This is a genomic window from Streptomyces sp. 6N223 (assembly GCF_052246635.1).
In the GTDB taxonomy this organism is placed as follows: Bacteria; Actinomycetota; Actinomycetes; order Streptomycetales; family Streptomycetaceae; genus Streptomyces.
This window is the reverse complement of the sequence record NZ_JBQQCA010000027.1, coordinates 19,199-41,234: the sequence shown is the minus strand read 5'-3', so window position 1 is coordinate 41,234 and position 22,036 is coordinate 19,199. Positions and strand designations below refer to the sequence as shown.

The 22,036-nt window shown below is 73.2% G+C and carries 21 protein-coding genes; 12 read left to right on the top strand and 9 right to left on the bottom strand.

Translation table 11 applies throughout. The annotated features are described in order from the left end of the window. Positions 1 to 84: 84 nt before the first annotated feature. Complete coding sequence (locus ACTWQH_RS18135; protein WP_443287641.1) at positions 85 to 975, bottom strand: LysR family transcriptional regulator; 891 nt, start codon at positions 973 to 975, stop codon at positions 85 to 87. 108 nt (positions 976 to 1,083) lie between these two features. Here ACTWQH_RS18135 and ACTWQH_RS18130 point away from each other — a divergent pair, with 108 nt between their 5' ends. From ACTWQH_RS18130 to ACTWQH_RS18110, 5 genes are all read left to right on the top strand, one after another. After that, positions 1,084 to 1,863, top strand: coding sequence for a CTP synthase C-terminal region-related (seleno)protein (locus ACTWQH_RS18130; protein ID WP_443287640.1), 780 nt, complete (start codon positions 1,084 to 1,086; stop codon positions 1,861 to 1,863). A gap of 38 nt (positions 1,864 to 1,901) precedes the next feature. Then, complete coding sequence (locus ACTWQH_RS18125) at positions 1,902 to 2,414, top strand: NUDIX domain-containing protein (RefSeq protein WP_443287639.1); 513 nt, start codon at positions 1,902 to 1,904, stop codon at positions 2,412 to 2,414. 130 nt (positions 2,415 to 2,544) lie between these two features. Next, positions 2,545 to 3,621 (top strand): hypothetical protein, encoded by a 1,077-nt coding sequence (locus tag ACTWQH_RS18120; RefSeq protein ID WP_443287638.1) that lies wholly within the window; start codon positions 2,545 to 2,547, stop codon positions 3,619 to 3,621. Positions 3,622 to 3,865: 244 nt separating this feature from the next. Next, positions 3,866 to 4,279: an anti-sigma regulatory factor gene (locus ACTWQH_RS18115; RefSeq protein WP_443287637.1), complete on the top strand. Its 414-nt coding sequence runs from the start codon at positions 3,866 to 3,868 to the stop codon at positions 4,277 to 4,279. Between the two features lie 50 nt (positions 4,280 to 4,329). Next, positions 4,330 to 5,322 (top strand): RNA polymerase sigma factor SigF, encoded by a 993-nt coding sequence (locus ACTWQH_RS18110; protein ID WP_443287636.1) that lies wholly within the window; start codon positions 4,330 to 4,332, stop codon positions 5,320 to 5,322. A gap of 84 nt (positions 5,323 to 5,406) precedes the next feature. Here ACTWQH_RS18110 and ACTWQH_RS18105 read toward each other — a convergent pair whose 3' ends face one another. Next, the gene (locus ACTWQH_RS18105; RefSeq protein WP_443287635.1) at positions 5,407 to 5,850 is read right to left on the bottom strand and encodes a hypothetical protein; all 444 of its coding nucleotides are present in this window, start codon (positions 5,848 to 5,850) and stop codon (positions 5,407 to 5,409) included. Positions 5,851 to 5,943: 93 nt separating this feature from the next. Here ACTWQH_RS18105 and ACTWQH_RS18100 point away from each other — a divergent pair, with 93 nt between their 5' ends. After that, positions 5,944 to 6,915, top strand: coding sequence for a diacylglycerol/lipid kinase family protein (locus ACTWQH_RS18100; RefSeq protein ID WP_443287634.1), 972 nt, complete (start codon positions 5,944 to 5,946; stop codon positions 6,913 to 6,915). A gap of 299 nt (positions 6,916 to 7,214) precedes the next feature. Then, on the top strand, positions 7,215 to 7,472 hold the full coding sequence (locus ACTWQH_RS18095; RefSeq protein ID WP_059012246.1) for a WhiB family transcriptional regulator: 258 nt from the start codon (positions 7,215 to 7,217) through the stop codon (positions 7,470 to 7,472). Between the two features lie 170 nt (positions 7,473 to 7,642). Here the strand turns inward: ACTWQH_RS18095 and ACTWQH_RS18090 are convergent, their stop codons facing one another. Further along, on the bottom strand, positions 7,643 to 9,130 hold the full coding sequence (locus ACTWQH_RS18090; protein WP_443287633.1) for a sensor histidine kinase: 1,488 nt from the start codon (positions 9,128 to 9,130) through the stop codon (positions 7,643 to 7,645). A gap of 273 nt (positions 9,131 to 9,403) precedes the next feature. Then, complete coding sequence (locus ACTWQH_RS18085; RefSeq protein WP_443287632.1) at positions 9,404 to 10,006, bottom strand: TetR/AcrR family transcriptional regulator; 603 nt, start codon at positions 10,004 to 10,006, stop codon at positions 9,404 to 9,406. Positions 10,007 to 10,096: 90 nt separating this feature from the next. On the opposite strand from ACTWQH_RS18085, the gene ACTWQH_RS18080 reads away from it, so the two are divergent. Then, positions 10,097 to 10,852 (top strand): SDR family oxidoreductase, encoded by a 756-nt coding sequence (locus tag ACTWQH_RS18080; RefSeq protein WP_443287631.1) that lies wholly within the window; start codon positions 10,097 to 10,099, stop codon positions 10,850 to 10,852. A gap of 15 nt (positions 10,853 to 10,867) precedes the next feature. On the opposite strand, the gene ACTWQH_RS18075 is transcribed toward ACTWQH_RS18080, so the two are convergent. The 5 genes from ACTWQH_RS18075 to ACTWQH_RS18055 form a co-directional block, all read right to left on the bottom strand. Beyond that, entirely contained in the window at positions 10,868 to 11,920 is a 1,053-nt protein-coding gene (locus ACTWQH_RS18075; protein WP_443287630.1) for an SIS domain-containing protein, read from the bottom strand. A 67-nt stretch (positions 11,921 to 11,987) separates the two neighbouring features. Further along, entirely contained in the window at positions 11,988 to 13,520 is a 1,533-nt protein-coding gene (locus tag ACTWQH_RS18070; RefSeq protein WP_443287629.1) for a glycoside hydrolase family 3 protein, read from the bottom strand. 128 nt (positions 13,521 to 13,648) lie between these two features. Then, entirely contained in the window at positions 13,649 to 14,479 is an 831-nt protein-coding gene (locus tag ACTWQH_RS18065; RefSeq protein WP_443287628.1) for a carbohydrate ABC transporter permease, read from the bottom strand. After that, a complete protein-coding gene (locus tag ACTWQH_RS18060; protein ID WP_443287627.1) occupies positions 14,476 to 15,456 on the bottom strand; it encodes a carbohydrate ABC transporter permease in 981 nt (326 codons plus the stop codon). Before ACTWQH_RS18060 ends, ACTWQH_RS18065 begins: the two co-directional genes overlap by 4 nt. A 7-nt stretch (positions 15,457 to 15,463) precedes the next feature. Next, on the bottom strand, positions 15,464 to 16,738 hold the full coding sequence (locus ACTWQH_RS18055) for an extracellular solute-binding protein (protein WP_443287626.1): 1,275 nt from the start codon (positions 16,736 to 16,738) through the stop codon (positions 15,464 to 15,466). A gap of 249 nt (positions 16,739 to 16,987) precedes the next feature. On the opposite strand from ACTWQH_RS18055, the gene ACTWQH_RS18050 reads away from it, so the two are divergent. The 4 genes from ACTWQH_RS18050 (at position 16,988) to ACTWQH_RS18035 (ending at position 21,996) form a co-directional block, all read left to right on the top strand. Next, a complete protein-coding gene (locus tag ACTWQH_RS18050; protein WP_443287625.1) occupies positions 16,988 to 17,785 on the top strand; it encodes a GntR family transcriptional regulator in 798 nt (265 codons plus the stop codon). A 116-nt stretch (positions 17,786 to 17,901) separates the two neighbouring features. Continuing rightward, positions 17,902 to 20,145: a carbon starvation CstA family protein gene (locus ACTWQH_RS18045; protein WP_443287624.1), complete on the top strand. Its 2,244-nt coding sequence runs from the start codon at positions 17,902 to 17,904 to the stop codon at positions 20,143 to 20,145. Then, positions 20,142 to 20,357, top strand: coding sequence for a YbdD/YjiX family protein (locus ACTWQH_RS18040; RefSeq protein ID WP_443287623.1), 216 nt, complete (start codon positions 20,142 to 20,144; stop codon positions 20,355 to 20,357). Before ACTWQH_RS18045 ends, ACTWQH_RS18040 begins: the two co-directional genes overlap by 4 nt. Positions 20,358 to 20,556: 199 nt before the next feature. Then, positions 20,557 to 21,996, top strand: a complete 1,440-nt coding sequence (locus ACTWQH_RS18035; protein ID WP_443287622.1) for a DUF2079 domain-containing protein — start codon at positions 20,557 to 20,559, stop codon at positions 21,994 to 21,996. The last annotated feature ends 40 nt before the right edge of the window (positions 21,997 to 22,036 follow it).

Here is a 22,036-nt window from a genome sequence, read left to right as displayed (position 1 = left end):
TCACGCCTGCCAAAGAGCTGAATATAGCGAATCATTCACGTCGCCGCCAATGGGCGGCGTTTTTTGTTGTCCAGGCCGGGATGTTCAGGCCGGGAGTTCGAGGCGTTCGGCGAGGGCGGCGGCCGGGTCGGTGGGCGCGCCGCCGAGCAGCAGCTCGACGCGGTGGACGAGGCGCGGCGCGGCCACCGGGACCGCCGCCAGCCCGGGTGCCCCCTCGGCCAGCGGCAGCGGCAGCAGCGCGAGGCCGTGCCCGGCCGCCGCGAGCGCCAGCACGCCCGCCGGGTCCGCCCCGGCGTACCGCACGGCGGGACGGAAGCCCTCGACGCCCGCGGCGGCCCGCAGCCGCGCCAGCGGCACGGCGGCCTCGGGGGCGTCCAGCCACCGGGCGTCGGCGAGGTCGGCGAGCCGCAGCCCGCGCCGCGCGGCGACCAGGGGATGGCTGAACGGCAGCACCACCGCCACGGGCTCCTCGCCCACGCCGTGGACGGTCAGCGGGCCGACGTCGGGCAGCGGCAGGGGGTCGGTGGGCGCGGCCACGCCCCCGACCAGGCCGAGGTCGAGGTCGCCGGTCGCCACCCCCTCGACGACGGCCGCGGCCGTCAGCATCCGCACGGCCGCCTCGGCGCCCGGGTGGGAACGCCGCACCTCGGCCAGCGCGACGGCCAGGGCCGGCAGCGGGGCGAGAGGGCCCACGCCGACGGTGAGGCGGGCGTGGGGCGCGGCGTTCACCCGGGCGACGTCGGCGCGGGCGGCGGCCAGGCGCAGCAGCAACGGCTGCGCGTGCTCCAGCAGCCGCGCCCCGGCGGGCGTGGGCGCGACGGGGCGGCGGCGCAGCAGCGGCGCCTTGAGGTCGGCCTCCAGCGCGGCGATGTGCTGCGAGACGGCCGACTGCGTGTAGCCGAGTTCCTCGGCGGCGGCGGAGAAGGAGCCGAGGCGGGCGACGGCGACGAAGGTGCGCAGCAGATGCGGGTCCACGCGCCCCAAGTATGCGCGCGCTCCGGCCAGGCAGGATAAGCGCTCCTGATGGGACGGCCGCGGATCATCGTTGGCGCTGATGCGGGGCGCCGGGGCACGCTGGCGGCCATGACCGAACCCGTGAACGCCAACGTGACGAACGCACCGCACCCGCCCGCCCGGCTGGCCCTGGTCGGCGACCGCTCCCCGACCGTCGGCGCACACCGCCGCGTCCCCGGCCTGCTGTCCGCCCTCGCCGAGCGCGACCGGCTGCCGCTGGACGCCTACTGGATCCCCACCGACCAGGCCGCCTCCTCGGGCCTCGCGGGCTTCGACGCCGTGTGGCTGCTGCCCGGCAGCCCATACGCCAGCGAGGCGGGCGCGCTGGCGGCGGTCCGTACCGCGCGCGAGCGGGGCATACCGTTCCTCGGCACCTGCGCCGGCTTCCAGCACACACTGCTGGAGTTCGCGCGCGACGTCTGCGGCCTGGCGGACGCCGCCCACGCCGAGACCGACCCCGGGGCGGCCGACCCCCTGATCGCGCCGCTGGCCTGCTCCCTCGTCGGCCACGAGGGCGAGATCCTCATCGCGCCCGGCTCGCTGGCGGAGCGCGTCATCGGCGCCCGCCGGTCGGTGGAGCGCTACCACTGCTCGTTCGGGCCGACCGGCCGCCACCTGGACACGCTCCGGGCGCACGGGCTGGCGTTCCCCGGCACCGACACCGAGGGCACGGTCAGGATCGCCGAGCTGCCCGGCCACCCGTTCTTCCTGGCCACCCTCTTCCAGCCCGAGCTGGCGGGCGACGGCAGCCGCCCGCACCCCGTGATCCGCGCGCTGGCGGCGGCCGCGCTGCGGCACGCGGCGCGGACCCAGGCCCGGACCCAGCCCCGGGCGACCGGCGCCGCCTGAGCCGGCCGGCTGTCAGACCGCCCTCCTATCCTCGCCTCATGTCCGCCACCACCCCTGCTCCCCCGCCCGCGCCCGGCCCGCGCTCCCTGCCGCCCGCGACGGACTCGATGACCATGCTGGCCGCGGCCGTCGTCGTCCACGACCGCGCGTCCGACCGCGTCGTGCTGCTGCGGCGCGGGCCGCGCGCGAAGTTCGCGCGCGGGCTGTGGGACCTCCCCGTGGGCAAGAGCGACCCCGGCGAGCCGGTCACGGCGACCGCCGTGCGCGAGCTGGAGGAGGAGACGGGCCTCGTCGTCGACCCCGCCGACCTCCGGCTGGCGCACGTCGTCCACGGCGCCCACGGCGTGGAGTCGCCGGCCGGCTTCCTCACCGTGGTCTTCACCGCCCACCGCTGGCGCGGCACGCTCCTGAACGCCGAGCCGGGCAAGCACTCCGAGGTGCGGTGGGTGCCCGTGGACGCGCTGCCCGAGGCGATGGTGTTCTCCGCCGACCGCGTCGTCCGCCGCTGCATAGCCGGCGAGGCGGGCGTCACCGTGGTGGGCTTCGACTGAAGGGCGCCGCCGCGCCGCATCCCGCCGCGTGCAACGCCCCCGCAACAACCCGGCGTCCGGGGCTTCCCGAGTGCCGCCGGGTCGGTCACGATGTGGCCACCACACATCGGGGGAATCGGGGGAAACATCCATGAGCACACCCACGCCCACGCCGGGTCCCGCACCCATGCCCATGCCCGTGCCCGGCGGCCGGCCGGCCCACGGCCGCGCGCCGGCCGAGCACGCGCCGGGCTACATCGTCAGCGCGGTGCTGCTGCTGGCCTTCGCCGGCGGCATCATCGCCTGGCTGGTGGACGGCATCCGCACCTCGGACAGCTCCCTCGGCGACCTGCTGCGCGCCATGGTCCAGCCCTCGCACCCGGTCGACGCGCCGCTGCTGACGCCCTACGAGTGGGTCTACGCGCTCGCGCTGATCACCGTCGCGGTGCTGGCCCTCCTGCTACGCCGGGTCGCACGCGGCGGCGCCCTGGTGCTGGCGTTCCTGCTGCTCGCCATCTGCCTGCGGCAGGCGGTCGGCTCGCTGGACGCCCACTACCGCGAAGGCTTCGAGGACCCCGACTACGGCACCTGGACGCTGCTCACCTACGGGGTGGGGCTGGCCATCGCCGTGACCGTGCTCGTCCTGCTGCTGCCCGCCCGGGAGCGGCCGGCCGGGCCCGCGCCCCTGCCCCGTCCCCTTCCCGGTCTCGGCCCCGTCCCTGGGTTCGGCGCCCCACGCCCGCGCCCGGCGTCCCCCTACCTGCTGGCCGGCGGGCTGCTCGTCGCCGTCGGCGTGGTGCAGGCGGCGTGGGCGATCGACCGGCAGCAGCAGCTCGACGACGCCGGCTACATGGCGTTCGGCGACTACCTGCGCGACATCGTCGACCCCTCCCTCTTCCACAGCCCGCTCTCGATCAGCAGCGGCCTGAACTTCTACGAGGCGGCGCTCGTCGTCACGCTGATCATCACCGGCGTGCTGGCCCTGCTGGGCCGCGAGGTGGCGCGCGGCGCCGCGCTGACGGCCGCCGGGATGGCGGCGTACCTGGAGGCCCGCACGGTGGTCTTCCGCTTCGAGGCGGGCCACTGGGACACGTACTTCGACAGCGTCCGCGGCACCCTGACCGTCCTGTCCATGATCTTCACGGCCCTCGCCATCGTGACGGCCGTGATCGCGCTGCTGGCCGCGGGCGTCACCGCCGCGAGGCGGGACGTACGATCGGTCTGGTGAGCGTCGGCCGCGGCGAGAGATCAAGGAAGTCCGGGAAGTCTTCCGGGATTTGGCGTTCCCACCTGGCCACGATAAGCACTGAATGCATTACCATGAGTGATGCCGCTGAGGTGGTCAGGACGGTCCGGCCACATCCCGGACCGGGCGACAGCGCGCCGCGGATCGCGGTAGCGTCGCAGAGTCACTGGGCGCCCCGGCGGTGCCCGTGAGCGCTCAATCAGTGTGAGCCACTGTGGAGGTGAGGGTGTCCCAAATCCCAGGTGAACCCGGTTCGCGGGACTTCGTGGAGGTCCGGCTGCCAGCGGCGGGTGCCTATCTGTCCGTGCTGCGGACGGCCACGGCCGGTCTCGCCGCCCGGCTGGACTTCACCCTGGACGAGATCGAGGACCTGCGCATCGCCGTGGACGAGGCGTGCGCGATCCTGCTGCAACAGGCACAGCCCGGCAGCGTGCTCGACTGCGTCTTCACGCTGGTCGGCGACGCGCTGCGGGTCACGGTCTCGGCACCCACCACCGAGGGCCACGCGCCCGAGCGGGACACCTTCGCCTGGACGGTACTGACCGCGCTGGCGGGCGAGGTCGAATCGGCCGTCGCGGAGGACAAGACGGTCAGCATCAGCCTGCACAAGAAGCGCGGCGCCGCCCCCGGAGCACCGTGACCGGCGCACAGGGGCGGCCACCGCGCGATGAGGGGGCCGAGGTGAACGAGGTGAAGCAGGCGGCTCGCACGGCACGGCCGGAGCCGCTGGGCGCGGGCGCGCCCACGCCCGCGCCGGACATTCCGGGTCAGCAGCCCGTGGATGCGGTCGAGGCAGTGGACGCCGTCGAGGCCGTCGAGACGGTGGATACGGTCGAGACGGTGGACGCCGTCGAGACGGTGGAGACTGTCGGAACGGTGCGGACCGTGGAGCCGACGGTGCGGCCGGCGCGGCGGGTGCTGCCCGATCCGCATGACCGCAGCGCGGCGCGCGATCTCTTCGTCGAGCTGCGCAAGCTGCCGGACGGCTCGGCCGAGCGCGCCGAGCTGCGCGACAGCCTGGTGCGGATGCACCTGCCGCTGGTGGAGCACCTCGCGCGGCGTTTCCGCAACCGGGGCGAGCCGCTGGACGACCTGACGCAGGTGGCGACCATCGGCCTGATCAAGTCCGTCGACCGGTTCGACCCGGAGCGAGGGGTGGAGTTCTCCACCTACGCCACGCCCACCGTGGTCGGCGAGATCAAGCGGCACTTCCGGGACAAGGGCTGGGCGGTGCGGGTGCCGAGGCGGCTGCAGGAGCTGCGGCTGTCGCTGAGCACGGCCACAGCGGAGCTCTCCCAGCAGCACGGCCGAGCGCCGACCGTTCACGAGCTGGCGCAGCGGCTGAACATCTCGGAAGAGGACGTGCTGGAGGGCCTGGAGTCGGCCAACGCCTACAGCACGCTCTCGCTCGACGTGCCCGACACGGACGACGAGTCGCCGGCCGTCGCCGACACGCTGGGCGCCGAGGACGACGCGCTGGAGGGCGTTGAGTACCGCGAGTCGCTCAAGCCGCTGCTGGAGCAACTGCCGCCGCGGGAGAAGAAGATCCTGCTGCTGCGCTTCTTCGGGAACATGACGCAGTCGCAGATCGCGCAGGAGGTCGGCATCTCCCAGATGCACGTCTCCCGCCTCCTCGCGCGCACGCTCGCGCAGCTGCGGGAGAAGCTGCTCGTCGAGGAGTAGCCGCCGCGTAGACGCCCGTCCCCACGTTCGCACCCGGGGGCGGCGCGGCGCGAAGCACGGGGCCTGGGGGCGGAGCCCCCGGGCCTACGCGTTGTGCGTGCCGATGCCCAGGGCCTCCATGGCCGCTGGATTGACCAGGCATACCAGCACCGCGAGGCTGGTGGCCGCGAGGCCGATGGCGGCCACCGGCCACAGCCCGCCGGCGCCGAGCATCGTGAACGCCGTGGGCAGCGCCAGCAGCTGCACGGCCACCGCCGGGCCCCTGCTCCAGCGGCGCAGCCGCCACAGCCCGTGCCCCGCCGCCAGCGGCAGCGCCGCGAGCACCAGCACGGTGACCCCGCCGGTCGCCGCCTGCGTCGGGTCGTCGGGGTCGCCGAAGGCGAGGAGGAGCAGCATGAAGATGCCGAGCCCCGCGACGACGACGCCCTGAAGGCCGCAGATCAGCGCCGCGGCGCCGACCCTGCCGGGCCGCCCGGCGCCCGTCGCAGAGTCCGTTGCGCCGCTCTTCCCGTCCGTCTCGCTGCTCACCCCGCCAGGGTATAGCCCGGTTCCCCCCCGCTCCCCGGCCGCTCCCCGCTCCCCCGGCCCGCCCACCTGCCCGGCCTGGGTAGTCTGCACATCATGCGCGCTCTTCTCGTGGTCAACCCGGTCGCCACCACCACCAGCGCGCGGACCCGGGACGTCATCGCCAACGCCCTCGCCAGCGAGCTGGATCTGGAGGTCGCCACCACCGAGTACCGGGGGCACGCCCGCGAGCTGGCCCGGCGTACGGCGGAGCAGAGGACGGCGGACGCCGTGATCGCGCTCGGCGGTGACGGCACGGTCAACGAGGTGGTGAACGGGCTGCTGCACCACGGCCACGGATCCCAGGAAACGCCGCGCCTCGCGGTGGTCCCGGGGGGCTCGACCAACGTCTTCGCGCGGGCGCTCGGGCTCCCCAACGACGCCGTGGAAGCCACCGGTGCACTGCTGGACGCGGTGCGCGCCCGGCGTGAGCGCCCCATCGGCCTGGGCCTGGCGAGCGGCACGCGCGGCACCGCGGACGCGGAGGTGCCCCGGCGGTGGTTCACCTTCAACGCCGGCCTCGGCTTCGACGCCGGGGTGGTGGGGCGCGTGGAGTCGCGGCGGGAGCTGGGCAAGCGCTCCACGCACGCGCTCTATGTACGGCAGGCGCTGCGGCAGTTCCTCGGCGATCACCAGCGGCGCACGCACGGCACGATCACGCTGCTGCGGCCGGGCCACGAGCCGGTCGAGGGGCTGGCGTTGTCCATAGTCTGCAACACCGCGCCGTGGACGTTCCTCGGCAACCGGCCGATCTACGCCGCGCCCCGGGCCTCCTTCGACACCGGTCTTGACGTGATGGCGCTGTCGAAGCTGTCGACGGCCGCGCTGACCCGTTACGGAACGCAGTTGCTGCGCTCGACGCCCGAGCGCGGGCCGCACGGCAAGCAGGTCGTGTCGCTGCACGACGAGCCCGAACTCACCCTTCAGTCCCAGGTGCCACTGCCGTTCCAGCTCGACGGCGACCATCTGGGGCTGCGTACCAGCGTGACTTTCGCGGGCGTACGGCGTGCACTGCGTGTGATTGTGTGAGCAGAACGCCCTAAAGTCCTTCCACTCGAACGTTTAGCGCAGACTCCACCCGAGGGAAGTACGGTTGTGAGCAAGGCGACACCAAGGAATCAAAAAAAACTTTCCAGAAGGGGTTGTATCCGCCGCCGAGGTTTGCGAACCTCTACATGGCGATCGGGACGGCCGAGCTCTTCGGCCCCCTTGAGAGTCCGAACCCCCCTCCCTGAAGCCTGAGCGTTGGCTCGTTCTTTGTGTGGGGATTCGTGAAAGCGTTCACATTCACAAGCAAGCTACTGCAACATGCAGGAGATGGAGCAGACATGGACTGGCGTCACAGCGCCGTTTGCCGCGAGGAAGACCCCGAGCTCTTCTTCCCCATCGGCAACACCGGTCCTGCGCTGCTGCAGATCGAGGAAGCCAAGGCCGTCTGCCGCCGCTGCCCCGTCATGGAGCAGTGCCTGCAGTGGGCCCTGGAGTCCGGCCAGGACTCCGGCGTTTGGGGTGGGATGAGCGAGGATGAGCGCCGCGCCATGAAGCGCCGCGCCGCTCGGAACCGGGCGCGGAAGGCCAGCGCCTGACGGCCACGCCCGGCGGCCGTCACGGCCGCGACCGCACCCGCCACCGCCACTTGCTGCCCCGAGCCGCAGCACGCAGCACCGACCCACGGTGCATACGCGAACAACCGCGAGCACTCTGAGCCCCGCCCCGGAGCACCAGTCACCCCGGGCCGGGGCTCAGCCGTTTGGTGTCACCGCTTGTGGTGAGTGAGCGGGAGGTCGACGATGACGCGGGTGCCGCCCTCGCCGGCGCGGACCATGTCGAAGCCGCCGCCCAGCTCCCCCTCGACGAGCGTGCGCACGATCTGGAGGCCGAGGCTGCCGTCGCTACGCGGGTCGAAACTCTCCGGCAGGCCGCGCCCGTTGTCCCGCACGGTGACGAGCAGCCGGCCGGTCTCGCCGCGCGGGGGCTCCGAGCGCGTGGCGCTGACCTCGACGGTGCCGCGCTCGCCCGGGCCGAACGCGTGCTCCAGGGCGTTCTGCAGGATCTCGGTGAGCACCATCGACAGCGGGGTCGCGGTCTCGGCGTCGAGGATGCCGAAGTGACCCTGGCGGTGGCCGGTGACGCGGCCGTCCGGCGAGAGGTCGGCGACCATGGCGATGACGCGGTCGGCGATCTCGTCGAACTCGACGCGCTCGTCGAGGTTCTGGGAGAGGGTCTCGTGCACGATGGCGATGGAGCCGACGCGGCGCACGGCCTCGTCGAGGGCGGCGCGGGCGCGGTCGTCGCCGCTGGCGCCGATGCGGCGGGACTGGAGCCGCAGCAGCGCCGCCACGGTCTGGAGGTTGTTCTTCACCCGGTGGTGGATCTCCCGGATGGTGGCGTCCTTGGTGATCAGCTCCCGCTCGCGGCGGCGGAGTTCGGTGACGTCGCGCAGCAGTATCAGCGAACCGATGTGCTCGCCCTTGGGCTTGAGGGGGATGGCGCGCAACTGCACGACGCAGTCGTCGCCTTCGATCTCCGCCTCGCGGGGCGCCCACCCGCTGGCGAGCTTGACCAGGGACTCGTCGACGGGGCCGCGGGTGGGGGCGAGGTCGGCAGTGGTCTGGCCCAGTGGCAGCCCGACCAGGTCGGTGGCGAGGCCGAGGCGGTGGTAGGCGGAGAGGGCGTTGGGGCTGGCGTACTGCACGACGCCCTCGGCGTCGAGGCGGATGAAGCCGTCGCCGACTCGCGGGGCGCGGTCCATGCCGACCTGCTGGCCGGGGAAGGGGAAGGTGCCGCCGGCGATCATCTGGGCCAGGTCGGAGGCGCTCTGGAGGTAGGTGAGCTCCAGGCGGCTGGGGGTGCGGACGGTGAGGAGGTTGGTGTTGCGGGCGATGACGCCGAGGACGCGGTCCTCGCGGCGCACCGGGATGGACTCGATGCGCACCGGCACCTCCTCGCGCCACTCCGGGTCGCCCTCGCGCACGATCCGCCCCTCGTCCAGGGCCACGTCCAGCAGCGGGCGGTGGCCGCGCGGCACGTGGTGGCCGACCATGTCGTCCTGGTAGGAGGTGGGGCCGGTGTTGGGCCGCATCTGGGCGACCGAGATGTACCGGGTGCCGTCGGACGTGGGCAGCCACAGCACCAGGTCGGCGAAGGAGAGGTCGGAGAGCAGCTGCCACTCGGAGACCAGCAGGTGGAGCCACTCGAGGTCGCGGTCCCCGAGGTCGGTGTGCTGGCGCACGAGATCGTTCATGGAGGGCACACTCGCGAGCTTACCTGCGTGAAAACGGCAGGCCGCGGGGCGTTCGCCGGGGAAGTGCGTTCAGGGCATGGACATGCACGGCGGGCCGAGTCCAGAATGGGCCGACCGCATCAGGCTTCTGTCCTCCCCGCACAGGAGGGCAGAGCGGGGCCCGGCGCTCTCTGCCCTGACGGCGCCCAGGGTCCGCATCGCTCCGGGCTGCGGTGCCGAGAGGGTTGAGGGTCCCTCCCCGGCGCCGCGGCCCGTGGGTGTTTCGGGTGCGGGTTACGCCGGCCAGGCGCGCATCGCGGCCTCGGCGACCTTCTCCAGCTGCTCGCGCGTGGCGCCGTCCCGCGCCTGCTGGCTCATGCCCTGCATCACCACCGCGGAGAACCGCGCCAGGCCGCGGGCGTCGGTGTCGGCCGGGAGCACCCCGGCCTCGACGTCGGCGCGGATGCGGCGTTCGAAGGCGACGGCGTTCCACCCCCGCTTGGCGCGCATCATGGCGGCGATCTCCTCGGAGGTCTCCGCGCTGAACCCGGGGCCCGTGATCACCATGCAGCCGGGCGGGCGGCCGGGGGTGGTGTACTCCGCGGCGGCCTCGCGCAGGGTGCGGTCTATGGCCCGGCGGGCGGTCGGCTCCTCCTCCAGCGCGCGGGGCATGAAGCCGCCGTAGCGCTGGACATACGACTCGACGGCCTCCTCGAAGAGGGTCTTCTTGTCGCCGAAGGCGGCGTACAGGCTGGGCGCGCCGATGCCCATGGCGCGGGTGAGGTCCGAGATGGAGGTGGCGTCGTATCCGTGCTCCCAGAAGAGCCGGACGGCGCGCTCCAGGGCGGCGGACCGGTCGAACGAGCGGGGTCTCCCGCGGGGTTTCGAGGGGGCCATGGGTGCGATTCTAGATTGTGTAGCGGTCGCTTCAAAAAGTTTGCTAGGGTGCTTTTTGTAACGGCCACTAGAGAAAGGCTGGGCGGCGCGATGAGCACGCTCGCGGGCAGGACGGCGTTGGTCACCGGCGGCAGCCGGGGCATCGGGCGAGCGATCGCCGAGCGGCTGGGGCGCGAGGGCGCCCGGGTCGGGGTGCACTTCGGGAGGAGCGAGACGGCGGCGAAGGAGACGGTGGCCGCGATCGAGGCGGCGGGCGGCAGCGCCTTCGCCGTCCGGGCGGAGCTGGGCGTTCCGGGGGACGCCGAGGAGCTGTGGGCGGCGTTCGACGAGCACGCCGACGGCGTGGACATCCTGGTGAACAACGCGGGGATCGCCTCGCGCCAGCCGGGCATCGCGGGCACGACGCCGGAGGAGTTCGACCGGCTCTTCGCGGTCAACGCCAGGGCGCCGTTCTTCGTCACCAAGCTGGCGCTTGAGCGCCTGCGGGACGGCGGCAGGATCATCAACCTGTCCACCGGGCTGAGCACGCGCGGCGCCATGATGCCGGACCTGATCGCGTACACGATGACCAAGAGCGCCATCGACGCCTTCACCGCCACGCTGGCGCAGGAGCTCGGGCCGCGCGGCATCACGGTCAACGCCGTCGCCCCGGGCGCCGTCGACACGGACATGAACGCCCACTGGCTGCGCGAGGAGGAGACGCAGCGGTCGTTCGCGGGGTCGGTTCCGCTGCGCCGGGTCGGCCAGGCCGACGACATAGCCGCCGTCGCCGCCTTCCTCGCCGGGGCGGACGGGCGCTGGGTCACCGGGCAGGTGGTCGACGCCAGCGGCGGCCAGTTCCTGTGACGCCGGCCGTAGTGGTCAGCGGGTCCTGGTGACCTTCGCCAGGGCGCGGGGCGCGTCGGGATCCTGGCCGCGGGCGAGGGTGATCTCGTAGGCGAGGCGCTGGAGCGGCAGGATCTCCAGGATGGGCTGGAGTTCCTCCGGCACGCCCTCGGTGGGCAGGGCGAAGCCGGCGGAGGCGGCCTCGGCCTGGAGGGGAGGGCCGATGACCACCAGGTCGGCGCCGCGGTCCCGCAGCCGGTCGAGGACCGGACGAAGGGCCTCCCCTCCCCTGCCGTCGGTCACGATGGCGATCACCGGCGAGACGTTGTCCACCATGGCCAGGGGGCCGTGCAGCAGATCCGCCCCGGAGTAGGACAGGGCGGGGATGTAGCTGGTCTCCATGAGCTTCAGCGCCGCCTCCTTGGCGGTCGGATAGCCGTAGCCACGGGAGGTGATGACCATGCGCTCGGCGAACCGGTAGCGGCCCGCCAGGGTCCTGACCTCCTCCTCGCGGGCGAGGATCCGGGCGGCCAGCTCGGGCAGCCGGGCGGCGGCCGGGGCCGGGCCGTTGCTGCGCAGGCCCTCGACGAGGAGGTAGAGCGCCAGCAACTCGGCGGTGTACGTCTTGGTGGCCGGCAGGGCCCGTTCGGGCCCCGCCAGCACGTCGACGTGGTATTCGCCGGCGGCGGCCAGCGGTGAGTCGGCGTTGTTGGTCACCGCGAGGGTGATGGCGCCCGCCTCGCGGGCGGCGGTGGTCGAGGCGACCAGGTCCGGGGAGCCGCCGGACTGGCTCACCGCGATCACCAGGCAGTCGGTGAGGTCGGGGCGGGCGCCGTAGGCGGTCGTCGTGGACATGGAGGTGAGGCCGCAGGGCAGACCCAGCAGGATCTCCAGGAGGTACTTGGCGTACAGCGCGGCGTTGTCCGAGGTGCCGCGGGCGGTCAGCAGCACGAAGCGCGGGCGGCGGGCGGCGATCCGACCGGCGACCTCGCGGATGGGAGAGGCGCCCTCGTCGAGCAGCCGGCGCAGCACCTCGGGCTGCTCGGCCATCTCCCGGGACATCAGCTGGCCGGGCCGGGGCTCGGGCATGGGATTCCTTCCTGGTGCCTGGTGCTGCCTGGTGCTGCCGGTGGTGCGCGTGGTGGTGCTGGTGGTGCTACTCGTGCAGGCTTCCGGTGAGGGCCTCGGCGGCCGCCTGGGCGCAGACGCGGGCGGCGCCGTGGGTGGCGACGTGCAGGGCGCCGGCGGGGGGTGCGTGGGGCACGCCCATCTCGACCACGACCGTGTCGGGGCGGGCGGCGAGCAGGGCCCGCAGCGAGGCCGCCATCCAGGGGTGGCGGTGCTCGTCGCGGACCACGGCGACGACCGGGCGGTCGCCGGCGGCGCGCAGGATCGCGGCGGCGGTCGCCTCGGCACCGCGCTCCTCGGCCTCGTCCTGGGCGTGCTCGCCGCCGCTGGTGCCCGGCAGCAGCCGGTCCAGCTCGGCGGCGACGCCCCACGGGGTGCGGCGGCCGACGGCGATGTTGGCCACGGGCGTGAAGGCGGCGACGTAGGGCGGCGCGGTCAGCGGCGGATGCGGCCGGCCGTCCCCCGGGACGGTCAGGCGCAGCGCGCGGCGGGCGGCGACGAGGCCGATCTCCGGACTGGGCCCCGCGTGCGCCTGCGGGGTGTCGCGGGCCCGGGCGGCCCAGCGGCCGAGGGCGCGCACGCGCTCGGCGGCGTCGTGGAGCCGCTCCTCGGGCAGCTCGCCGCCGCGGACGGCCGCCACCAGGGCGTCGCGCAGGTGCAGCACCTGGGCCTCGTCGCTGGGGGTGCCGCCGACGCAGACCGCGTCGGCCCCGGCGGCGATGGCCAGCGCGCTGCCGCGCGCCAGGCCGTAGGTGTCGGCGACGGCCCGCATCTCCATGCCGTCGGTGTAGACGACGCCGTCGAAGCCGAGGCCGCCCTCGGCGGCCGGGGCGCGCAGCAGCCCGGTCAGCACCGTCCGGCTCAGGGTGCCGGGCCGCTCGGGGTCGAGGGCGGGCAGCAGGATGTGGGCGCTCATCACGCAGCGGGCGCCGGCGGCGACGGCGGCCCGGAAGGGCACGAGTTCGCGGGCGCGGAGGGTGTCGGGATCGACGTCGATGCGCGGCAGCGCGAGATGGGAGTCGACGCTGGTGTTGCCGTGCCCGGGGAAGTGCTTGACGCATGCGGCCACGCCGGTGCTCTGCAGCCCGTCGACGTAGGCGACGGTGTGGCGGGCGACCAGGCGGGGGTCGTCGCCGAAGGAGCGCACCCCGATCACCGGGTTGTCCGGGTCGGAGTTGACGTCGGCGCAGGGCGCCCAGTTGACGGTGACGCCGCATGCGGCGAGGCGGCGTCCTGTCTCGGTGGCGACCGCGCGGGTGAGCTCGGCGTCGTTGGCGGCGCCCAGCGCGTGGTTGCCGGGGAAGGATGATCCGGCGTGCACCTCGAGGCGGGTGACGTCGCCGCCCTCCTCGTCGATGGCGACCAGCGCCTCGGGCCGGGCCGCGCGGAGCCGTCCGGTGAGGGCGGCGAGCTGCCCGTCGTCGACGATGTTGCGGGCGAAGACCCCGACGCCGGTCATCCCCTCCTCCAGCAGCCGCAGCAGCCACCCGGGCGGGGCGTCGGTGCCGGTGAAGGCCGGGTGCAGGACGGCCAGCGCGTCCCGGGACACGGCGTCGGTCACCGCGTCTCCCGGTTCGCCCCGCCGCGGCAGCGGCTGTGAACGCCGTCGCCCGCGCGGCAGTCCTCGGGCATCGTGGCTGTCCGCGGCCCGGCAGCCGCGCGTGCGTCGCTCACGGGGTCACTCACGCGTCATCCCTTCACGGCACCCGCGGTCAGCCCGCCGGTCACCCGTCGCTGGAGGAGGAGGAAGACGATCAGCACCGGCACGGTGAACAGCGAGGAGGCGGCCATGGTGGCGCCCCAGTCGTTGCCGAAGTTGGTCTGGAACCGCGTCAGCCACAGCGGCAGCGTCCCCGCGTCGGGCGACTTGTTCAGCACCAGCACCATGGCGTACTCGTTCCAGGCCAGGATGAAGCCGAAGAGCGAGGTCGCCATCAGGCCGGGGGCCAGCAGCGGGAAGATCACGCGGCGGAACGCCTGCGGCCGGTCACAGCCGTCGATCATCGCGGACTCCTCCAGCTCCTTGGGCACCGCGGCGATGAAACCACGCAGCGTCCAGATGGTGAAGGGCAGGGCCATGACGAAGTAGACGAGGGTCAGGGTGCCCAGGCTGTTGAGCATCGACAGGTCCCGGGCGTTCAGGTACATGACGATGATGAGGATCTCCCAGGGCGCCATCTGGGCCGTCATCACCGCCAGCACCATGGCGCGCCTGCCCCGGAACTCCATCCTGGCCAGGGCGAAGGCGGCGGCGAGCGCGACCAGCAGCGCCAGCAGCACCGCGCCGAGGGTGACGACGAGGCTGTTGCGGACGTAGGTCCAGAACAGCTCCACGCCCGTGGCCGTGCCGTAGTGCTCGAAGGTCGGGGTGAAGAGGAAGACGGGGTCGCGGGTGAGGACCTGGGTCTCGCGCTTGAAGGAGGTGGCGACCATCCAGTAGACGGGGAAGAGGAAGACCGCCGACAGCGCCAGGGCCACGGCGTTGGTCGCGAGCCTGCGGGCCGGGGCCGGCGCCGTCATGCGGGCCGCTCCTTCTCCTGGGTGAGGATGAGCCGGAAGTAGAACGACAGGGCCACCAGCAGGATCAGCAGCGTCAGCACGGAGATCGCCGCCCCGGTGCCGTACTGGTTCTGGCCCATGCCCTCGATGTACGCCATCACCGGCAGCGTCTCGGAGGCGCGGCCGGGGCCGCCGCCGTTCATGGCGTAGACCTGCACGAACGCCTTGAAGACCCAGATGATCTCCAGGAAGGTCGTGATGAGGAAGAACGGCCGCATGATCGGGGCCAGGATCGAGAAGAAGATCCGCCGGCCGGAGGCGCCGTCCACGCGGGCCGCCTCGACGATCTCGCCGCCGACGGTGGTCAGCCCGGCGTAGAGGTTGAGCGCCACGAACGGCACCGAGGCCCAGACGATCAGGGCCGTGACGATGGCGAGCGTGGAGGTGCCGGAGGCGAACCAGTTGTGCTGCTCGTAGCCGGAGAGGCCGAGGCCGCGCATGGCCCAGTTGGCGACGCCGAACTGCGTGTCGAACAGCCAGCGGAAGACCGTGGTGGTGGCGATGACGGGCATGGCCCAGGCGGCCACCAGGGCGGCGGAGAGCAGCAGGCGCATCCGCCGCCCCAGCGCGGTGAGCAGCAGGCCGACGAGGGTGCCGATGACCATGATCAGCACGACGTTGGCGGCCATGAAGACGACGGTCCGGGCCAGGGCGTCCCAGAAGCGCTCGTTCTCCAGGACCAGGCGGTAGTTGTCCAGGCCCGTCCACTCGGTGGTGCGGGAGATCAGCTGGGTGCGGCCGAACTCCTGGAAGGAGATCAGCACGTTGCGGACGAGGGCGTAGCCGAGGACCGCCGCCGTCGCCGCGGCCGCCGGGGCCAGCAGCAGGTAGGGCAGCCAGCCGGGAGGCAGGCGGCGGCCCGCGCGCCGGGGCGGCGCCTGGCGCGCCCGCGGCCGTCCCGGCGGCCGGGGCGGGGCCTCCTCGGTCTGCACGGTCATGGCCGGCTCACTCCCGGTTGATGCGGGTGGTGATCTCGTCGTCGGCGGCCTCGGCCGCCTCGGCGTAGTCCCCGCCGTCGAGGGCCGCCGTCATCAGCTCCTTGATGGGGTTGGGCTCGGTCTCCACGTTCGCCCAGCCCGTGGTGAGCGGCGGCAGCCAGCCGACGTCGGCGGAGCGGACCATGGCCTCGGCGAAGCTGCCGGGCGCCGGCTCGGCGGTGACGTCGGTGCGGGCGGGCACCACGCCGCCGTCCAGCGCGTCGACGAAGCGCTGCGCCCACTCCCGGGAGGTGGCCATGCGCAGCCACTTCACGGCCATCTCCCTGTTCCCGGCCCGCTCGGAGACGGCGAGGTTCGAGCCGCCCATGAAGACGTGGCCGGGCCGCTCCGCGGTCGTGCCCGGGATCGGGAAGTAGCCGAAGTCGGCCTCGCCGCCGCGCTCCTCGATCGCGGCGGCGGCGCCGGCGGCCTCCCAGCCCAGGCCGATCCAGGAGGCGACCTCCTGGTTGGGGATGACCTCGGTGGACTGCTGCGGGCTGGCCTCGTCGTTGTCGGTCGGGGAGGTGGAGAACGCCTGCAGCTCGGCGTAGAAGTCCATGCCCGCCCGGCCGGCCGGGGTGTCGAGTGCGCCACGCCAGCCGTCGCCGTCGGCCACCGCGAAGTCGCCGCCCTCGTCGGCGATGAAGCCGCCGAGCACGTAGTAGCTCTGCCCGGGGAGGTAGATCGGCTCGGCGTCGGTGTTCTCCTCGATCGCCTCCAGGGCGTCGATCCACTCCTCGCGGGTGGCGGGCACCTCGGCCCCGGCCTCGGCCCAGATGCTCCTGTCGTAGATCACGACGCGGTTCGCGCCGTACCAGGGCGCGGCGTAGAGGGTGCCGTCCACCTCGGCGGAGGAGCGCATGGCGTCGTTCCACGGCTGTCCGGCGAGGTGCGCGTCGAGCGGGGTCAGGCCGCCGGTGGCGGCGTATCCCACGGTCTGGGTGTTGCCGATCTCCAGCACGTCGACCGTGCCGTCCTCCGACAGCGCGGTGGTCAGGCGGTCCTGGATGCCGTCCCACTGCTGGATCTCGACGGTGACCTCGACGCCGTGCTCGCGCTCGAACGCCTCGTTCAGCTCGGCGACCCAGCTCTCGGGGGCGGAGCCGTCCATCAGCCAGACGGTGAGGGAGCCGTCGTCGCCGCCCCCGCCGGTGGCGCCGGTGCCGTCGTCGCCGCAGGCCGTGGCCGTCGCCGCCAAGGCCGCCATGGCGAGGGCGGTCCTCCCGAACCGTGTGCGCTTCACAACACCTCCTCGGCGCCCGCTTCCGGCGCCTATGGTGGGAAAACAAGAGGTTTAGACCAGTTGGCCAGGGAGCCTGGACTAGACCATTGGGCGTGTCAAGGCTCCACGAGCGGCGGGAGACGTCCGTTACCGGACCGACATCTGCCCGGGGGCGGCGTGCCCGAGTGGCACGTGCCACGATGTGAGCTGCGCTGTTCTTCAGGAGCCGTTGACGGCACACCACAGAGACGACCAGCAGGGAGGGGCGCCATGGCGAGGGACGGGGCCACGCCCGCCGGCGTCACCGGACCGTCGGGCCCGTCGGCTGACGGCACCGAACGCGCCCGCACCGCACGCGTTCCGAAGTACTACCGCCTCAAGCGGCACCTCCAGCAGATGACGGAGACCATGCCGCCGGGCACGCCGGTGCCGCCCGAGCGCTCGCTGGCCACCGAGTTCGACACCTCCCGGACCACCGTGCGCCAGGCCCTCCAGGAGCTCGTCGTCGAGGGACGGCTCGAACGCATCCAGGGCAAGGGCACCTTCGTCGCCAAGCCCAAGGTCTCCCAGGCCCTGCAACTGACCTCCTACACCGAGGACATGCGCGCCCAGGGCCTCGAACCCGCCTCCCAGCTCCTGGAGATCGGCTACATCACCGCCAACGAGCGGCTCGCCCAGATCCTGGACCTCAGGCCCGGCGGGCGCGTGCTGCGCATCGAGCGGCTGCGGCTGGCCAACGGCGAGCCGATGGCGATAGAGACCACCCACCTGTCCCAGGAGCGGTTCCCGGCGCTGCGCCGCAGCCTGGTCCGCTACACCTCGCTGTACGAGGCGCTCGCCGAGGTCTACGACGTGCACCTCGCCCGCGCCGAGGAGACCATCGAGACCGCCCTGGCCAGCCCGCGCGAGGCCGGGCTGCTCGGCACCGACGTCGGCCTGCCGATGCTGATGCTCTCCCGCCACTCCCGCGACACCGAGGGCGAGCCGGTGGAGTGGGTCCGCTCCGTCTACCGGGGCGACCGGTACAAGTTTGTCGCCAACCTGGAGCGACCTCGCCCCTCCAGCTAGCGGATCCGTGAGGGAAAGATCCCCCAGCGTCTAGCCAGCGGCGCCCCGGGTGTCCTACATTCCGCGTCTGTCAGGGGCTAGGGACCAGGCAGGACGGGCAGGGAGGACGGGACCCCATGGCGGGACAACGAAGTCAAGTGCGGGAGCCGGGAGCACCCGGGGCGCTGGGCGGGCTCAGCCCCCGCTCCGTCGCCGTCTGGACCGCCGTGGCGCTGGTCGGCGCGATCGGCTGGGCCGTGCTCGCGCTGGCCCGCGGCGAGGACGTCTCCGCCGCCTGGATGCTGGCCGCGGCGCTCGGCTCGTACGCCATCGCGTACCGCTTCTACTCACGCTTCATCGCCACCCGCGTGCTGCGGGCCGACCACACCCGCGCCACGCCCGCCGAGCGGCTCAACGACGAGCTGGACTACCACCCCACCGACCGCCGGGTGCTGCTCGGCCACCACTTCGCCGGCATATCCGGAGCCGGGCCGCTGGTCGGGCCGGTGCTGGCGGCGCAGATGGGCTACCTGCCCGGCACCATATGGATCGTCGCGGGCGTGATCTTCGCCGGCGCGGTCCAGGACATGGTGGTGCTGTTCTTCTCCACGCGACGCGACGGCAAGTCCCTCGGCCAGATCGCCCGCGAGGAGATCGGCCCGGTCGGCGGCATCGCCGCCATCGTCGCCGTCTTCGTCATCATGATCATCCTCCTGGGCGTGCTGGCCCTGGTGGTGGTCAACGCCCTCGCCGAGTCCCCCTGGGGCACCTTCTCCGTCGGGCTGACCATCCCCATCGCCCTCTTCATGGGCGTCTACCTGCGCTACCTGCGGCCCGGCCGCGTCGCCGAGGTCACCGTCATCGGCGTCGCGCTGCTCCTGCTCGCCATCGCCTCCGGCCGCTGGGTGGCCAACTCCGGCATGGCCGACGCCTTCACCCTCGACCCCGACACCCTCGTCATCTGCCTGGTGGTCTACGGCTTCGCCGCGTCCGTGGCGCCGGTCTGGCTGCTGCTGGTGCCGCGCGACTACCTGTCGACCTTCATGAAGATCGGCACCATCGCGCTGCTCGCGGTCGCGCTCGTGGTGGTGCTGCCCAGCCTGAAGATGGAGGCGGTCACCGACTTCGCCTCGCGCGGCGACGGCCCCGTCTTCGCCGGCTCGCTCTTCCCGTTCGTCTTCATCACCATCGCGTGCGGCGCCGTCTCCGGCTTCCACTCCCTCATCTCCTCCGGCACCACCCCGAAGATGATCCAGAAGGAGACGCAGGTCCGCGCCATCGGCTACGGCGCCATGCTGATGGAGTCCTCGGTGGCGATCATGGCGATCACCGCGGCCTGCATCCTGGACCCCGGCCTCTACTTCGCGATGAACTCCCCGCCGGCCATGATCGGCGACACCCTCCAGTCGGCCTCCGACACCATCACCTCCTGGGGCTTCACCCTCACCCCGGAACAGCTCGCCCAGGCCGCCGAGTCGGTCGAGGAGGAGTCGCTGCTGTCCCGCACCGGCGGTGCCCCCACACTGGCCCTCGGCCTGGCGGGCATCCTCGCCGACTTCGTGGGCGGCGAGAGCATGATGAGCTTCTGGTATCACTTCGCGATCATGTTCGAGGCGCTGTTCATCCTCACCGCCGTCGACGCCGGGACCCGCGTGGGCCGCTTCATCCTCCAGGACGGCATCGCCAACGCCCACCCGAAGCTGGAACGCTTCCGCTCCACCGCCTGGCTGCCCGGCGTATGGCTCACCAGCGCCATCGTCGTCGGCATGTGGGGCTACCTGCTGTGGGTCGGCGTCAACGACCCGCTGGGCGGCATCAACACGCTCTTCCCGATCTTCGGCATCTCCAACCAGCTCCTCGCCGTCGTCGCGCTGGCCGTCAGCACGACGGTGCTGATCCGGTCCGGGCGGCTGAGGTACGCCTGGGTCACGGCCCTGCCCATGGTGTGGGTGGGCATGGTCACCCTCACCGCCAGCTGGCAGAAGGTCTTCTCCGGCGACCCGCGCGTCGGGTTCCTCAGCCAGTACGACGTGTACCAGGACGGCATCGACGCCGGCGAGGTGCTGCCGCCCGCCCAGGACATGGACGACATGCACACCATCGCCAACAACTCGATGGTGGACGCGGTCCTCTCCGCCGGGCTCGCCCTGCTGGTCGTGGTCATCGTCGCCGACTCGCTGCGGGCCTGCGTCAAGGCCATCCGCAACCCGGAGTCCGTGAAGCTGGCGGAGACCCCGCACCAGGAGTCGCGGCTGGTCGCCCCGGCCGGGCTCATCCCGACCAAGGAGGAACGCGCCGAACTCACCGCCGCCGGCGTCGGCCCCGGCGGCGGGATTCCTCAGGCCGGGCGAGAGACCGAACGAGAGGAGGTCCGCGAATGACAGGGCAGACGACCGAGCGGCAGGGCCTGGCCCGGCGGCTGTGGTGGTACGTCCGCGAGTTCACCGGCGAGACGGCGTACGAGCGGTACGCCGAGCGGCTGCGCCGCGAGCATCCGGGCTGCCCGGTGCCCACGCGGCGCGAGTTCGAACGCCGCCGCATGGAGGAGACCTACGGCGACCCGAACCGCATGCACTACCGGGGCTGCTGCTAGGCCCTGCCCACCCGGCCCCTCGGGGCGCCGCCCCGCCCCGGCCGGGGGTCCGTCCCCGGGCTCCCGGCCGCCCGCACCCCGGCACCGGGTGGGCGGGAGAACCGGGGCGGAGCCCCCCGCTCGCTGCACCCCGGGAACCGGAGGCGGTGACGGCATGGTCTTAACTGGTGACCGCCCCACCCCCGACCCGGGCGCTTCCATGACCTCCACCCATGCCACCGACGTCCCCGGCGACATAGCCCCCGCGCCCACCCGGGCACGCGACGCGGCCGCCACCGGGCAACGCCGGGCGCGCCGCGAGCCGTACCTGCTGGCCGCCGCGTTCTTCGTGCTCTACGCGGTCCTGTCGATCACCCGCTACTTCCGGGACGGCGCCCGCTCCTGGGACCTCGGCATCTTCGAGCAGGTCGTCCGCTCCTACGCCCACCTCGAAGCGCCCGTCGCCGACCTCAAGGGGCCCGGCTTCGCCATCCTCGGCGACCACTTCAGCCCCGTCACCGCGCTGCTCGCCCCCTTCTACCGGGTCTTCCCCAGCCCTCTGACGCTGCTGATCGCGCAGGCCGCGCTCTTCGCCCTCGCCGTCGTCCCCGTCACCCGGGGCGCCACCGCGCTGCTCGGGCGGGGCGCGGGCGCCGCGATCGGCGTGGCGTACGGCCTGTCCTGGGGCGTGCAGCGGGCCGTCGACTTCGACTTCCACGAGATCTGCTTCGCCGTGCCGCTGATCGCCTTCGCCCTGGAGGCGGTGGTGCGGCAGCGCTGGCGGGCCGCGCTGTGCTGGGCGCTGCCCCTGCTGCTGGTCAAGGAGGACCTGGGGCTGACGGCGGCGGCGATCGCCGTGATCGTCGCCGTCCGCGCCCGGCGGTGCGGCCAGGCGCGCGTCGTGCCGGTGGCGCTGGGCGTCGCCTGCGCGTGCGCCGTGACCTGCGCCATCACCCTCGGCCTGGTGATACCGGCGTTCAACAGCGGCGGCGAGTACGACTACTGGACCAAGCTGGGGGAGGGCGGCGGCCCGGCGGACGCCGTCTTCTCCGGCGCCGAGGAGAAGGTCCGCACGCTGCTGTGGGTGGTGGTGCCGACCACCGGGCTGCTGGCGCTGCGCTCCCCGCTGCTGATCGCCCTGCTGCCCACCCTCGCCTGGCGTTTCGTCTCCGCCGAGCCCCACTACTGGGGCACCGACTGGCACTACAGCGCCGTACTGATGCCGGTGACGGCGCTGGCGCTCGCCGACGCCGTCGCCCTCACGCGCGCCTCGCACCGGGCCTGGCTGCGCCGCTACGCCCACCACCTGCCGGCGTGCGCGCTCGCGGCGGCGCTGGCGCTGAGCACGACGCTGCCGGTGGCGGCGCTCACGCGCACCGACAGCTACCGGGCCGGGACGGAGGAGGCCGCCGGGGTGCTGGACCGCATCCCCGACGATGCCGAGGTGGCGGCCAACATCCGGCCCATCTCGCACCTCACCGGGCGCTGCCGCGTCTTCTGGATCGGCAACACCTACGGGCCGGCGCCCGGCTACATCGCCTACTACGACCCGCTGCGCAGCGCGGAGAGCCTCCTCGCGTACGCCGACTCGCTGCGGCCGGGCGTCCGTTACGAAGTGCTCGCCGAGGACGGCGGCTACTGGGTGCTGCGCGCCACCTGACCCGCGCCGGATTATCGGACGCCATTGTCAGACCCTCCCG